The organism is Bifidobacterium eulemuris, assembly GCF_014898155.1.
In the GTDB taxonomy this organism is placed as follows: Bacteria; Actinomycetota; Actinomycetes; order Actinomycetales; family Bifidobacteriaceae; genus Bifidobacterium; species Bifidobacterium eulemuris.
Window position 1 is genome coordinate 2,736,376 of record NZ_CP062938.1, and the last position, 13,719, is coordinate 2,750,094.

General features: G+C 63.8%; 13 protein-coding genes. 10 read left to right on the forward strand and 3 right to left on the reverse strand.

What is annotated here, in order from left to right; genetic code table 11:
* The first annotated feature begins 297 nt into the window (after nucleotides 1-297).
* The 8 genes from BE0216_RS11115 to priA all read left to right on the forward strand — a co-directional run bounded on the left by BE0216_RS11115 (nucleotide 298) and on the right by priA (nucleotide 6,635).
* Nucleotides 298-693: a DUF4186 domain-containing protein gene (locus BE0216_RS11115; protein WP_094637012.1), complete on the forward strand. Its 396-nt coding sequence runs from the start codon at nucleotides 298-300 to the stop codon at nucleotides 691-693.
* A gap of 35 nt (nucleotides 694-728) precedes the next feature.
* Nucleotides 729-1,127, forward strand: coding sequence for a DUF3592 domain-containing protein (locus BE0216_RS11120; protein ID WP_094637013.1), 399 nt, complete (start codon nucleotides 729-731; stop codon nucleotides 1,125-1,127).
* A gap of 88 nt (nucleotides 1,128-1,215) precedes the next feature.
* Nucleotides 1,216-2,613: a histidinol dehydrogenase gene (gene hisD / locus BE0216_RS11125; protein WP_072726812.1), complete on the forward strand. Its 1,398-nt coding sequence runs from the start codon at nucleotides 1,216-1,218 to the stop codon at nucleotides 2,611-2,613.
* Nucleotides 2,610-3,785 (forward strand): histidinol-phosphate transaminase, encoded by a 1,176-nt coding sequence (locus BE0216_RS11130; protein WP_094637014.1) that lies wholly within the window; start codon nucleotides 2,610-2,612, stop codon nucleotides 3,783-3,785. The genes hisD and BE0216_RS11130 overlap by 4 nt, the downstream gene beginning before the upstream one ends.
* A gap of 3 nt (nucleotides 3,786-3,788) precedes the next feature.
* On the forward strand, nucleotides 3,789-4,388 hold the full coding sequence (hisB, locus tag BE0216_RS11135; RefSeq protein WP_094637015.1) for an imidazoleglycerol-phosphate dehydratase HisB: 600 nt from the start codon (nucleotides 3,789-3,791) through the stop codon (nucleotides 4,386-4,388).
* Nucleotides 4,388-5,119, forward strand: coding sequence for a hypothetical protein (locus tag BE0216_RS11140; RefSeq protein WP_094637016.1), 732 nt, complete (start codon nucleotides 4,388-4,390; stop codon nucleotides 5,117-5,119). The genes hisB and BE0216_RS11140 overlap by 1 nt, the downstream gene beginning before the upstream one ends.
* A 58-nt stretch (nucleotides 5,120-5,177) precedes the next feature.
* Entirely contained in the window at nucleotides 5,178-5,825 is a 648-nt protein-coding gene (hisH, locus tag BE0216_RS11145) for an imidazole glycerol phosphate synthase subunit HisH (protein WP_094637017.1), read from the forward strand.
* Between the two features lie 84 nt (nucleotides 5,826-5,909).
* Nucleotides 5,910-6,635, forward strand: a complete 726-nt coding sequence (gene priA / locus BE0216_RS11150) for a bifunctional 1-(5-phosphoribosyl)-5-((5-phosphoribosylamino)methylideneamino)imidazole-4-carboxamide isomerase/phosphoribosylanthranilate isomerase PriA (RefSeq protein WP_072726807.1) — start codon at nucleotides 5,910-5,912, stop codon at nucleotides 6,633-6,635.
* 111 nt (nucleotides 6,636-6,746) lie between these two features.
* On the opposite strand, the gene BE0216_RS11155 is transcribed toward priA, so the two are convergent.
* Nucleotides 6,747-8,189, reverse strand: a complete 1,443-nt coding sequence (locus BE0216_RS11155; protein WP_094637018.1) for a DUF2252 domain-containing protein — start codon at nucleotides 8,187-8,189, stop codon at nucleotides 6,747-6,749.
* 193 nt (nucleotides 8,190-8,382) lie between these two features.
* Here BE0216_RS11155 and BE0216_RS11160 point away from each other — a divergent pair, with 193 nt between their 5' ends.
* Together BE0216_RS11160 and BE0216_RS11165 are read left to right on the forward strand one after the other, a co-directional pair.
* Nucleotides 8,383-9,720 (forward strand): glutamine synthetase family protein, encoded by a 1,338-nt coding sequence (locus BE0216_RS11160; protein WP_072726805.1) that lies wholly within the window; start codon nucleotides 8,383-8,385, stop codon nucleotides 9,718-9,720.
* A gap of 81 nt (nucleotides 9,721-9,801) precedes the next feature.
* Nucleotides 9,802-10,953 carry an MFS transporter gene (locus BE0216_RS11165; RefSeq protein ID WP_094637181.1) on the forward strand — a complete coding sequence of 384 codons (1,152 nt, stop codon included), beginning with the start codon at nucleotides 9,802-9,804 and terminating at the stop codon, nucleotides 10,951-10,953.
* Nucleotides 10,954-11,152: 199 nt separating this feature from the next.
* Here the strand turns inward: BE0216_RS11165 and BE0216_RS11170 are convergent, their stop codons facing one another.
* Nucleotides 11,153-11,944 carry a hemagglutinin gene (locus BE0216_RS11170; protein WP_094637182.1) on the reverse strand — a complete coding sequence of 264 codons (792 nt, stop codon included), beginning with the start codon at nucleotides 11,942-11,944 and terminating at the stop codon, nucleotides 11,153-11,155.
* A gap of 179 nt (nucleotides 11,945-12,123) precedes the next feature.
* Nucleotides 12,124-13,665 (reverse strand): DUF5067 domain-containing protein, encoded by a 1,542-nt coding sequence (locus BE0216_RS11175; protein WP_094637019.1) that lies wholly within the window; start codon nucleotides 13,663-13,665, stop codon nucleotides 12,124-12,126.
* Between the last annotated feature and the right edge of the window lie 54 nt (nucleotides 13,666-13,719).

Sequence of the window (13,719 nt, forward strand, 5' to 3'; positions counted from 1 at the left end):
ACGAAAAGAGGGGTTTTACCCTCCCAGCATGGAACACGGCGGTTGATGGGCGCTCCATGCCGGCTGGCAGCGGGAAGGCGAAACGGTGGACGTCTCCACCAAACTTCCTGAACGCTCGCTGGATGCGTATATTGCGGTCACCATCGGACCGTAGCAATGAAAGAACCCCCAGGTTTGAGCACTGCGAGTAGGCTTAGGGGGCTGCTGTTGACGTTCATTATTGCACTATCTGCGTGATAAATCATGTCATGCGGCGCGCTGCCGTCATCGTGAACTGGACGATTGGGAGAGGGGACTATGGTGGAGTGCGTGGATGAGTCGGAGCGATATTGGTTGGGCGAGACGCTGGTTAGGCTGTCGCGTTCGGCGTTCCGAGCGAAATTCGTGCTGTCGGACAAGGATCGTGCATACGCTCGCGCCAAAGGCAAAGTCATCATTGACCGGCATGCGCGTGAGATGTTGCGCTCGCGGGTGGGGGAGTCACTGCCGAAGAATGACGGCAAGCAGACACCATGGCGAGGCCACCCGGTGTTCACCGCGCAGCACGCCACGGCCACCTGTTGCCGAGGCTGCATCGAGAAATGGCACCATATCCCCAAAGGCCGAGAATTGACCGATGACGAGATCAACCGCCTGTCCGACCTCGTCATGGCCTGGATCGAACGCGACCTCGTCAACCATCCCGTCGGGTAAACTACGGGTGTCACTTGGCGTGCGAAGGAGATCGGATGCGGGAACTGACCGGGGTGATCGTGTTGTGCGTGGCGGTGATGATACCGATCGTCATCATCACCATTGTAGTGCTGTTCGGCAATCCGGGCAGAAAAGGCAGGATCCGTTCGATGACCGCGCAATGCCCGGGCTTGGTACTCAGCGTCAAAACCCACGGAATCGACACTCCGTGGCGTATCCGCGTGCGCTACGAGGTGGACGGCATCGCATACGAGGTCGTCGAATCGCTCGCTCTGAAGTCGTCCGTGATCAAGGCCGGTCCCATCCCCATCGGGCAACGCAAGACCCCGGTGATGGGGCTCGTCCGCGAAGGCGACACCGTCACCGTGATCTACAATCCCGATAAGCCATCGAAGTCCCACATCCAACACAACGACGGTTGGATCAATAACTGAACGCCAATCGCAGGCCCTATCCCACCAATCGGACGCAGATGGACGTTTCGGGGTGTGCGGTTACATCGTGGCGCTACCATGGGGAGCTATGAGCGAGAACATCATGCGAATCATCGACCTTCGTGGTAAGAACCTGACCCGTGCCGAACTGCTGGACGCGATGCCCCGCGCCGAGATGGGCACCTCCGAGGCCACCGATCTGGTGCGCCCCATCCTCGACGACGTCAAGGCCCGCGGTGCCGCCGCGCTGCGCGACTTCGGCGAGAAGTTCGACGGCGTGCGCGTCGAGAACCTGCGCGTGCCGGTCGAGGCGATGCGTCAGGCCCTCGAAGAGCTCGACCCCGAAGTGCGCTCCGCCATCGAGGAGTCGGTGAAGCGCTCCCGCGCCGTGGCCGCCAGCCAGGTGCCGCATGACTTCCACACCGATCTGGCTCCCGGCGCGCGCGTCGCCGAACGTTGGATCCCGGTGCAGCGCGTCGGCCTGTACGTGCCCGGCGGCAAGGCCGTGTATCCCTCGTCCGTGATCATGAACGCCGTGCCCGCCCAAGCCGCCGGCGTCGAGTCCCTCGCCATCGCCACCCCACCGTCCAAGGACGATCCGCAGGGGCTGCCCAACAAGACCATCCTCGCCACCTGCGCCATCCTCGGCGTGGACGAGGTGTACGCGGTCGGCGGCGCCCAGGCCATCGCCATGTTCGCCTACGGCGCCAAGGGCTCTGAGCCGCAGGACGGCGACGTGCTGTGCGATCCGGTCGACAAGATCACCGGCCCCGGCAACATCTTCGTGGCCACCGCCAAGTCGCTCGTCTCCGCCTTCGTGGGCATCGACGCGGTCGCCGGCCCCACCGAGATCGGCATCATCGCCGACGCCCAGGCCAACCCCAAGTTCCTCGCCGCCGATCTGATCGGCCAGGCCGAGCATGACGAACTCGCCGGCTCCGTGCTGTTCACCGACTCCACCGACATTGCCGACGCCGTGCAGGCCGAACTGCTCGAGCGCGTGCCGCGCACCAAGCACGCCGAACGCGTGCGCACGTCGCTGTCCGGCCGCCAGTCCGCCATCGTGCTCACCGACGGACTCGACCAGTCCATCGACGCGGCCAACGCCTACGCCGCCGAACACCTGGAGATCCAGACCGTCGACGCGGACGCCGTGGTGGGGCGCGTCAGGAACGCCGGCGCCATCTTCCGCGGCCCCTATTCGCCGGTGCCGCTGGGCGACTACATGTCCGGATCCAACCACGTGCTGCCCACGGGCGGCACCGCCCGCTTCGCCGCCGGCCTCGGCGTGCACACCTTCATGAAGCCCGTCGAGGTCATCGAATACGACGAGCAGGGCCTGAAGGAGCTCGCCGCCCGCGTCAACGCCTTCGCCGTCTCCGAGGACCTTCCGGGGCATGGTGAATGCGTGCTCACCCGCTTCGTCGACGACCCGTACGACAAGGCCACGCTGAACGATCAGGAAACCAAGGCGGGCCTCAAGTGAGCGACACAACCAGCAACGTCATACCGGCGAATCTGCCGCTGCGCAACGATCTGATCGGGGAGGAGCCGTACGGCGCGCCCCAGCTCGACGTGCCGGTGTGCCTGAACGTCAACGAGAACCCGTACGCGCCCGATCCGGCCGTGTGCGAGACCATCGCCGAACGCGTCAAGGCCATCGCCCCCACGCTCAACCGGTATCCGGACCGCGAGCATGTCGAACTGCGCCAGGCGTTCTCCGATTACCTCGCCCGCGAATCCGGCGTTCGTCTCGACGTGGACGAACTGTGGGGCGCGAACGGTTCCAACGAGATCATGCTCCAGCTGTTCCAGGCCTTCGGAGGACCGGGACGCACCGCGCTCGGCGCCGACCCCACGTATTCCATGTATCCCGAATACGCGCGCGACACGTTCACCGGCTGGGAGCTCGCCCACCGCAACGACGACTTCACGCTGAACGTCGACCGTCTCATCGAACGGATCGAGGCCGTCAAACCCTCCATGGTGCTGCTCACCAGCCCGAACAACCCCACCGGCACCCCGCTGGCGCATGAGGACATCGAACGTGTGCTCGCCGTATGCGAGACGGCCGAGGTCGCGGGCGCGCGCGAAGGCGTGCACCCGATCGTCGTCATCGACGAGGCCTATATCGAATTCCGCGACCCGGGCGTGCCCAGCGCCGTCGAACTCATCAAAACGCACGCGAACCTGGCCGTCAGCCGCACCATGAGCAAGGCCTTCGCCTTCGCTGGCGCGCGCGTCGGCTATCTCGCCGCAAGCAAGGGCATCATCGACTGCGTGCGCATCGTGCGCATGCCCTACCATCTGAGCGCCGTCACCCAGGCCGCGGCCCTCGCCGCGTTCGAGCACACCGACGAACAGCTCAGCCGCGTGAACCACCTGCGTGAGACGCGCAACGCCACCGCCGCATGGCTCAAACAGCTGACCTACAAGGGCCAGGCGCTCGACGTGGCCGACTCCCAGTCGAACTTCCTGCTCTTCGGCGGGCATCTCGACAACCGCGAGGCGATTTTCGAAGGACTGCTCGAGCGCGGCGTGCTCATCCGCGTGGTCGGCCCAGCCGGCTGGCTGCGCGTGTGCATGGGCACCGACGAAGAGATGGAGGCCTTCCGCACCGCATTGACGGAAGTTCTCAACGAACTGGACAAGGAGTAGGCAATGGCACGCACCGCGCATATCGTCCGCGAAACCAGCGAATCGCGCATCGAACTGACGTTGGACCTCGACGGCACCGGCAAAACCGACATCGACACGTCCGTGCCGTTCTACAACCATATGATGACGGCCCTCGGCAAGCATTCGCTGATCGACCTGACCATCAAGGCCAGCGGCGACACCGACATCGACGTGCATCACACCGTCGAAGACACGGCCATCGTGTTCGGCGAGGCGCTGCGCGAGGCGTTGGGCGACAAGCGCGGCATCCGCCGTTTCGCCGACGCCACCGTGCCGCTGGACGAGGCGCTGGCCAAGGCTGTGGTCGACGTGTCCGGCCGACCGTATGTGGTGTGCTCCGGAGAGCCGGAAGGCTACGAATACTGCATGATGGGCGGGCATTTCACCGGCTCCCTCGTGCGCCACGTGATGGAATCCATCGCCCTGCACGCCGGCATCTGCCTGCATCTCGAGGTGCTTGCCGGCCGCGACCCGCACCATATCGCCGAAGCCGAATTCAAGGCCTTCGCACGCGCCCTGCGTTTCGCCATCGAACCCGATCCGCGCGTGGACGGCATCCCCAGCACGAAAGGCGCGTTGTGATGGCGGACGATCAGGAACCACATTTCTCCGACGAGGAGCTTGAAGCCGCACTGGCCGGATTCGAAAAGGAATTCGCACAGGAGCGGGAAACGGCGTCCCCGGTCGATCAACCCACGGCGGGCGCGGACGGCGCGGCCGACGCGGATAAGAAGAACGAGACGGATGCGGGTTTGGATCCCGCCTCCATCGAGATTCCCGACGATGCCGCCGAACTGGACCCCTCCGTGGGATTCGACGCGGAACTGGCCGGACTGCTTGGCAACCGCGCGAAAATCGCGGTGGTGGTCACACGCATCGCCGACGCCGACCTTTTGGCCGCGTTCTGCCAGCTGGCGGACATCTCCGCCGACTGCATCGGCTCCAACCAGGGCGCCGTCGCCGTGCTGCGCAACCTCGACGGCGATTCGCCCGAGGCCGCGGCCCGCGACCTGACCACCGTGGTGGCCGGCATGACCGTGATCCTCGCCGTCAACCGCGCCGACAAGCTCGAAGTCACCCTATACGTGCAGGGCGAGGCCGCGCGGACCTTCGCGCCGCCGATGCTGTTCACCTCCACCGCCCGATTCGTGGAGGACCTGCTGCTCGGCATCACCACGGTGAACGCGCTTCGCGAGCAGGGCTTCGAAATCGAGGATTCCGCCGACTTCGACCACAAGCGCGCCATGGCCACCATCGCCAAGCACACCAAATTCGGGCGCGGAGGCTCCACCAAAGGCTCCAGCATCAACTAGCGCCAGCTAGCACATTTAAGCATCCACCGAACAGAACAGCACAAGGGGAACAGCAACGATGAGCACTGCAGTCGTGTTCGACTATGGCTTCGGCAACGTCCGCTCCATGGTTCGCGCGCTCGCCAATCTGGGCGTCGACACCACGCTCACCTCCGACTACCGTCAGGCGCTTGAGGCCGACGGTCTGGTGGTGCCCGGAGTCGGCGCGTTCGCCGCCTGCATGGACGGATTGAAACGCGTCGGCGGCGATCGCGTGATCACCGACCGCATCCGCGCGGGCCGCCCGACGCTCGGCGTATGCGTCGGCGAGCAGATCATGTTCGAGCAGGGACTCGAACACGGCGTGCGCACCGACGGCATCGGCCTGATCGGCGGCACGGTCGAACTGTTGGACGCGGATGTGGTACCGCATATGGGCTGGGACACCGTCGAAGCGGCCGAAGGTTCGCAACTGCTGCGCGGCGTGGAACAGGAACGTTTCTACTTCGTGCACTCCTACGCGGCCACCGCCGTGAGCCAAGCCGACACCTCGCGCTACGACATCGACTTCGGCGAAGCTCCGGCGCGCGTGACATGGTGCGAATACGGGCGCAGCCGTTTCGTCGCCGCCTACGAACGCGGCACCCTGTCCGTCACGCAGTTCCACCCCGAAAAGTCCGGCGACGCCGGCGCGCAACTGCTGAAGAACTGGATCGAAACCTTCTGAACCACAATCAGATGGTGCCGCCGTGCGAAGGGCATGTTTTCCGCCCGCACGGATGGTGCGACATCCCTAGGAAAGGAACCTGCTATGTCCCTCACGCTGCTTCCCGCGGTCGACGTTCGCGACGGCAAGGCCGTGCGTCTGCGCCAAGGCGAGTCCGGCTCGGAAACCGATTACGGCTCCCCGCTTGAGGCCGCCCGCACCTGGGTTCAGGCCGGAGCGGAATGGATCCATCTGGTCGACCTCGACGCCGCCTTCGGCACCGGCGACAACCGCGCCCAGCTGCGCGAGATCGTGCGCGAACTCGGCGACCAGGTCAACATCGAGATGAGCGGCGGCGTGCGTGACGACGCCTCGCTGGAATCCGCGCTGGAAGCCGGCGCGGCCCGCGTGAACATCGGCACCGCCGCGCTGGAGAACCCCGAATGGACCAAGCGGATCATCGCCAAGTACGGCGACAAGGTCGCCGTCGGCCTCGACGTGCGCGGCCATACGCTGGCCGCCCGCGGCTGGACCCGCGAGGGCGGTGACCTGTTCGAGACGATGGCGATGCTCGACGACGCAGGCTGCACCCGCTACGTGGTCACCGACGTGGCCAAAGACGGCATGATGAGCGGCCCGAACCTCACCCTGCTCAAAGAGGTCGCCGAACGCACCAACGCCAAGGTGACGGCCTCTGGCGGCATCGCCAAACTCGACGATCTCAAAGCCATCAAGGAACTGGCCGAAATCGGCGTGGACTCCGCCATCCTCGGCAAATCCCTCTACGCGCGCGCCTTCACCCTCGAAGAGGCGCTCGAAGTCGCCCGCTGAAACGCTCCCCGCTCAAGGGAAGCTTGCGGAAAGCATAATCCCGCCTGACCGGTATGGCCTTCAAAGGAGGTAGGCCTGCCGGTCATGCGGGATTCGTTGTAAAGCGACGGATCAGGCGCAGGGCAGTTCGCCGGATTCGATGAGCTTCTTGAACACGGCGTAATCCTCGTCGTTCTGCTCCGCATAGGAGACCGCGAATGTGGCGATGGCCTGGTCGAACTCGTCCGAACCGCCCAGATAGTTCGCGATGGCGATCGAATCGCCGGTGCGCGCGTGCGCATGCGCCAGGCAGCGGGCGCACATGCGGCCCAGATCGCTTAATTCCATCTCGTTGAGATCGTCGATGTCGATCGAACCTTTGCCGTTCCACAGCTGACGCACGTAATAGTCGCGTTTGCGGCCATCCTCGGCGATGAAGCTCGACCATCCCAGCAGCACGTCGGCCGTGGACTGGATCAGTTTCTGCCCCTGCACCACGCGCTCGCCATGCGTGGCGTACGGCGAAGCGCCGCAATAATGCTCCAACACCGAATAGGTGGCCTCCTTCATCTGCAACATCAACGGATCGTCGATGTCCCGCCCGGTGAAGACGGCCACCCATGCGCGCTGGCCCACGGAGCCGACGCCCACCACCTTGCGGGCCGAATCATGGTAGCGGTAATGGTCGAACACATGACGGCGATCCTCATACAACGAATGCCGGTAGTGCCCCAGCAGCGTGTCGATGCGCGCCTGCAACGCCTCAATATCCGCATAATCCTGCAATTCGTTGATGGGCGCCAATTCCGGCGGATCGGAACGGAACCGCAGCTTGCCGCCCTCGAGATACGTCAGTTTGGCGGCCGCCGCGTCGGAGTCCCGAACCGCGGCCTTCGCCGCCGCGTCGCGCAGCGTGCGGTTGCGCTTGCCGCTCTGCGTCTTCTCGAAACGATCCAGCGTCTCGGTCACATCGATATGGTCGTACCATGCGTCGAGATAATCCATTTCGGAGAACTGTTTGATGCGCTCGCGGTACGTGTGCACGCAACGCATCACCGCGGCCCGCCTCGCCTTCTCCTTGATGCCGTTCGCACGTCCGCAAATCTCCACCGACACGGCCAGGCGTTTGAGGTCCCACTCCCACGGGCCGATCGCCGTCTCGTCGAAATCGTTGATGTCGAACACCAGACGCGCCGAGGGGGAGCGGAACATGCCGAAATTGCCGATATGCGCGTCGCCCACGCATTGCACCGGAATGCCCGTCACCGGCGTGGTCACCAGATCGTTGGTCATGATCAGCGCGGTGCCGCGGTAGAACGTGAACGCGCTGGCGCTCATGCGCTTGTACCGCAGCGGCACCAGATCGGGCACGCGGGTGGCCGACTGCTCCTCAAGCAGCGCGATCGCCTCGCGACGCCCCTCACGCACCCGCCAGACCGCATGACTGCTCAACGGCGCTTTGTCGCGCGCCGTAAAGCCCGCGCACGCGCGTTCACGCGGAGTGTCGGCCTGCCGCCAACTCGTCATATCGATGGGAGGATTGGCGGCCGGTGTCAGATGGTCTTCTTCGCTCATACGCACCACTGTAACGCGTGGAATGTGACGGCGAAGCCCCATGGTGCGGTACTTTCCATGGTGCAATGCCTCGGAAACGTTGCAATATCAACCCACCGCACCATGGAATCACCGCATCATGGACACCATCGTAGATGTGGGGAACGCGCGTGTTAACGCGGGTCGTAACACGGGTGTGGAACGATAGGCGGTTATGGATAAGCAGCAGGAGTTCGCACTGCGCACGGTCGAGGAACGAGACGTGCGCTTTATTCGCTTATGGTTCACGGATGTGCTGGGAACCTTGAAATCCGTGGCCATCGCGCCGGCGGAGTTGGAGGCGGCGTTCGAGGAGGGGCTCGGATTCGACGGCTCCGCGATCGAAGGCATGACGCGCGTGTCCGAGGACGATATGATCGTCCAGCCGGATCCCTCCACCTTCCAGATTCTGCCGTGGCGAGGCGGACCGCAGGGCACGGCGCGCATGTTCTGCGACGTGCTCACCCCGGATGGCGAACCCAGCCTGGGCGACCCGCGCTACGTGCTCAAGCGCGCGCTGGCCAAGGCCAAGGAGAAGGGCTTCACCTTCTACGTGCATCCGGAGATTGAGTTCTACCTGTTCGAAAGCCAGGACGACTGGTCCAAGCCTCCGGTGCCGATCGATGAGGGCGGCTACTTCGACCATGTGCCGCGCAGTCCCGGCATGGACTTCCGCCGCGCCACCGTGAACATGCTCGAACAGATGGGCATTTCGGTGGAATACTCGCATCACGAGGGCGGCCCCGGTCAGAACGAGATCGACCTGCGCTACGCGGACGCGCTCACCACGGCCGACAACATCATGACCTTCCGCACCGTGGTCAAGGAGATCTCCTTGGAGCGCGGCATCCACGCGAGCTTCATGCCCAAGCCAATCGCCGACGCGCCCGGTTCCGGCATGCACACGCACCTAAGCCTGTTCGAGGGGGACTCCAACGCCTTCTACGAGGCTGGCCAGGAGTTCAACATGTCGCTCACCGCGCGCCAGTTCGCCGCCGGCATTCTGGCCCATGCGGCGGAGATCTGCGCCGTCACCGACCAGTACGTCAACTCGTACAAGCGTCTGTGGGGCGGCAATGAGGCGCCGAGCTACATCTGCTGGGGCCACAACAACCGTTCCGCGCTGCTGCGCATCCCGCAGTACAAGCCCGGCAAGGGCAATTCCGCGCGTATGGAGTTCCGCGGTCTCGACCCGGTCGCCAACCCGTACCTCGCTTACTCCGTGCTGCTGGCCGCCGGCCTCGACGGCATCGAGAAGCAGATGACGCTCGGCGAGCCGACCAGCGACGACGTGTGGGAGCTCACCGATGCCGAACGTCAGGCGATGGGCATCGAACCGCTGCCCACCTCGCTGGGCGCCGCGCTGCGCGTGATGGAGAAATCCGACTTCGTGGCCGATGTGCTCGGCGAGCATGTGTTCGAGTACTTCCTGCGCAACAAGCGCCACGAATGGGAGGAATACAACCGTCAGGTCACCCCCTTCGAACTTAAGAAGTACCTGCCCAAGCTGTAAGCGAGCAATCACGCAGTGAACAACGCAACGGTATCCGATCGGGCGACATCCTCGCCCGATCGTTTTTTCACGCTTCCCGTCATGGTGCTGATCGCCGCGAGCTTCATGCTCGGCATGAGCGAATTCGTCGTCGTGGGCATTCTGCCCGATATCGCGCGCGGCCTGAACGTCACCGAGGTGACGGTCGGTAACTTGGTGTCGGTGTTCGCGTTCTTCTACGCGCCCTGCACGCCGCTCGGCTCCGCCATCACCGCGCGATTCCCGCGATTCGCCACGCATATGACGCTGATGGCGGTGTTCCTCGCAGGCAATGTGCTATGCGCGTTCGCGCCGAACTATCCGGTGCTGCTGGTCGCCCGACTGCTGATCGCCGCCGTCTCCGGCACGCTGGTCGCGATCGCCATGACCTACGCGAACGACGTGACGCAGGAGAAATTCCGCACACAGTTCATCGCCTGGGTGTTCTCCGGCTTCTCCATCGCCTCCGTGGTGGGCGTGCCGGCGGGAACCTGGATCGCCGACTCCTTTGGATGGCGCTGGACCTTCCATCTGATCTCCCTGCTCACCGCCGTGCTGCTGGTGGTGATGGTGATCGTGCTGCCGCGCAACTCGCATCCGGTGAAAGTGGGATTCCTCAGCCAGTTCCGTCTGTTCTTCGACCGCCGCATCCAGCTGGGTGTGATCGACGTGGTGTTCGGCGCGGCCGCCAGCTACGTGTTCTACACGTATCTCACGCCGATCATGCGCGACGAGATCGGCGTGCCGACCCAATATCTCAGCCTCGGTCTGGTGGTGTTCGGCGTGGCCTGTCTATGGAGCAACCTGTATGGCGGCAAACTCGCCAACCGTGGCAGGGGAGTGGAGCCGCTGGCCCGCGTCCGGCCGATCTACTGCGTGCAGGCCGTATGCCTGTGCCTGCTGGCGTTCGCCTCATGGGTGCCCGGTGCCGGCGCGCTGCTGCTGGTGGCGCTCGGCATGCTTATGTACTTGCAGAACGCCTCCTCGCAGGTGCTGTACATGGATGTGGCCGCGCAATCGCATCCCGGCTCGCTGAACCTGGCCGCATCGCTCAACTCCATGAGCTTCAACATCGGCATCGCGGTCGGTTCGGCCGTGGGCGGCGTGGTCAATGACATGTTGGGACTGGCGTGGTTGGGTCCGGTCGGTGCGGTGTTCGCCCTGCTCGCCGCCGGCACCGCCACCATGCTGCGCCCGTTCATCGAACGCAAGTAGCTTCGCTGAGATCCTTCGACTCCGCTACGCTCCGCTCAGGATGACGGAAAAGGACTTCGCTCCGCTCAGAGGATGACGTTAGTGGTTATGTCGTCATGTCGAGCGAAGTCGAGACATCTCTATCAGATTGTCCGGTTCTATACTGTCATCCTGAGCGGAGGCCGTCAGGCCGGAGTCGAAGGATCTCTACACCAGACTTCTATTCTCGCGGATTGCCGAACCAGTTCTCGTAGATGAGGGAGAAGTTGCGGTTGCCGTAGCTGGAGCAGGAGTCGCCCACGCCGTCGCCCGCCGCCAATGCGGCCTCGTTCGGCTGGTAGGGCGTGTAGATGTACAGCAGCGCGGTCGCGCGGTTCTCGATATAGATGGTGGAGCCGCCGCATGAGGCATCGGGATGATACTGCACGTAGTTGAGCGCATACGCCTGATAGTTGTACCGGTCGGCGTGGGCCAGATAGTACTGGTAGCGTTTCGCCGCGCCGTACACCTGCAGGAAGAATCCCGCGTACGCCGGATCGCAGCTCGCGTCGTCCGGACAGCTCAACCCCATCGCCGCTTTGAGCTGGAAATCCGTGGGGTCGGTGGCGGTGACCAGATGCTGCTCCTTCTGCAGCATGGTGAGCAGCACCTTTTGGCTGATTCCGCACGCCTGCGCCGACTTGGTGATGATCGCCGCCGCCGTCTCGCCCGTCACGCCCGTATAGTCCTCGCACAGGCCCTCGCCCGACTGGTCGGTGGTATCGAAGGTCATGGAGGCGATCGCCCCGCCCCGCTCGTCGAGGAACGACTGCACTTCGGCCTGGCTCATGGCGTTGCCGTTGAAGAACTGTCCGTCCGAGATGATGTCGCCCGGATCGAATCCATACTCCTGCGCCAAAGCCAGCTGCGTGCGCTCCGCGTCGCGAACCTCGCCACGCCATTGGACGAAACGCACCAGGCCCATCGCCAACGCCACCACGCAGACGATCGCCACCAGCATCGTGAACAGCATGCCGGTCCGTTGCATCAGACCGCCCCGCTTCCACGTCCGCTTGAGTTTCAGTATGCGCGCCTTGAGCGTAGAGGTCTTCACACGGGAACGGCCGCGGCTGCGTTTCGTGCGTTTCGTTTGTCGTTTCGTGCTCATCGCAAGCCATTGTAACGGCGGCGGCTGAGCGCGCGGTGAACACGCTATTCGAGGGAGAGCGTGCTTTCCATGTCGTCAAAGGATGAATAGGCGTTGAACGACGCGTCGAAGGAATCGTCATCGCCGGTGGGCGTATAACAGATGTCGACGCTCATCGGCACGCCGGGCATGACCAAGCGATACATCGCAGCCTCGTCATACCCCTGTGAGAGGTCATCGCTGATATAGGCTCGGCTCAGCTCGTGGCCGTCTTGCGCAAGGTCGACCGCGCCGAGATCCGCAAGCGAATACGGCCTGTCGGTTTCATTGATCCACGTGAGGGTGAGCATCACCGTGTCGTTGCCGTCGTAATCCTGTGGACCCTGCCGCACCGAGTCGAACCGCAAGGAGATGCGCGACAGCCCGTCATAGTCGACCATCGTGGTCATGCCTTCCCGTTCGGCCTCGCCGGCCTGTGGGGGAGTCTCCATATCGGCGGCGTCGATCTGCGTGAGCGGGCCGGTTGATTGGCCGTCAGCGAATACGAACGCGGACTGGACTGCCTCGTTGACTCCGGACACGTACACCAGAATCGGCGAGGAAACATCGGTGGGATTGAACGCCATCGTCACCGTCTGCGTCTGGCCGGATTCGATGTCGTCGCCGCCGTCGGCGTCGGCGAATCCAAGCTGGCGGGTTGCGGCGTTGTTCTCGAAACCGTACGCCTGATCCAGTCCGACGCCGTTCTGCAGCACGTCGACATACGCCATGGAATTCAGCGACCACGCCTCATCGGCGTTGTTGGTCACGGTGAAGGAGACGATCAGCTGGGGATTGCCGTCGTAATCGTCGGTCAATCCGTAGGCCGCCTGATCGATGGTGATGTCGTAGGTTTGCCCGTTATAGTCGCGTACCGTGCCGGAATGGTCCGCGACGGTGAACGGCTCGTCGGACGCCTCGTATCCGTCGTAGTCGGTGACGAGTCCGGAAGACGTCAAGGATATGTCGCTATGGGATACGTTCTTCACAATCAGTATCGCCGTCTGCATGGCGAGCATGACGACGGCGAGCACCAGCGCGGCAACCGCCATCACTCGCCCCGACTTCCGGGAACGCGCGTCGGTCCGGAAGATGGCGACGATGGCCAACGCCAGGGCCACGATGGTGAGGACTATGGAGGAGGTCTCACCGAAGCTGATCACCGCGACGGCGGCGACGGCCAACGCGGCGATGGCATATCCGGAACGTTTGCCTTGGGAAGTCTTGGCATCGGAGCCGTATGCTTGATCGCGTTGCATGGATCGCGCCGACGCATGCGGTTGCGATTGTCGTTTGGACTGCCATACGGGCCAATGATTCGCTCGGTTGATGGGCTTCGTCGCTTGACGGATGGACGTCTGGACGTCGCGCGCCATATCCGCCGGGTTGGGCCGAGGCGATGCCGCGTCCTGAAGCTTGCGCATCCTGGCGATATGCTCGCGTTGATCCTGCTCGGCATCAACCTGCTGACTGATGCGCGCCGCCTCGACATCCGGGTTGACATAGTCCGGAGCGTCATCGGTGTCGAACGGCGATACATAATCGTCATGCTCGGCGAACAAAACCATGGCAAACCTCTTCGTTCTCAGTCCTTAACGTCCATTCTACGGGTCTTCCCGGTT

Excerpts from the sequence above, each read along its gene's own strand:
- BE0216_RS11115 (WP_094637012.1), top strand. The coding sequence starts at position 298 with ATGGTGGAGTGCGTGGATGAGTCGGAGCGATATTGGTTGGGCGAGACG.
- BE0216_RS11120 (WP_094637013.1), top strand. The coding sequence starts at position 729 with ATGCGGGAACTGACCGGGGTGATCGTGTTGTGCGTGGCGGTGATGATA.
- hisD (WP_072726812.1), top strand. The coding sequence starts at position 1,216 with ATGAGCGAGAACATCATGCGAATCATCGACCTTCGTGGTAAGAACCTG.
- hisB (WP_094637015.1), top strand. The coding sequence starts at position 3,789 with ATGGCACGCACCGCGCATATCGTCCGCGAAACCAGCGAATCGCGCATC.
- BE0216_RS11140 (WP_094637016.1), top strand. The coding sequence starts at position 4,388 with ATGGCGGACGATCAGGAACCACATTTCTCCGACGAGGAGCTTGAAGCC.
- hisH (WP_094637017.1), top strand. The coding sequence starts at position 5,178 with ATGAGCACTGCAGTCGTGTTCGACTATGGCTTCGGCAACGTCCGCTCC.
- priA (WP_072726807.1), top strand. The coding sequence starts at position 5,910 with ATGTCCCTCACGCTGCTTCCCGCGGTCGACGTTCGCGACGGCAAGGCC.
- BE0216_RS11155 (WP_094637018.1), bottom strand. The coding sequence starts at position 8,189 with ATGAGCGAAGAAGACCATCTGACACCGGCCGCCAATCCTCCCATCGAT.
- BE0216_RS11160 (WP_072726805.1), top strand. The coding sequence starts at position 8,383 with ATGGATAAGCAGCAGGAGTTCGCACTGCGCACGGTCGAGGAACGAGAC.
- BE0216_RS11165 (WP_094637181.1), top strand. The coding sequence starts at position 9,802 with ATGGTGCTGATCGCCGCGAGCTTCATGCTCGGCATGAGCGAATTCGTC.
- BE0216_RS11170 (WP_094637182.1), bottom strand. The coding sequence starts at position 11,944 with ATGCTGTTCACGATGCTGGTGGCGATCGTCTGCGTGGTGGCGTTGGCG.
- BE0216_RS11175 (WP_094637019.1), bottom strand. The coding sequence starts at position 13,665 with ATGGTTTTGTTCGCCGAGCATGACGATTATGTATCGCCGTTCGACACC.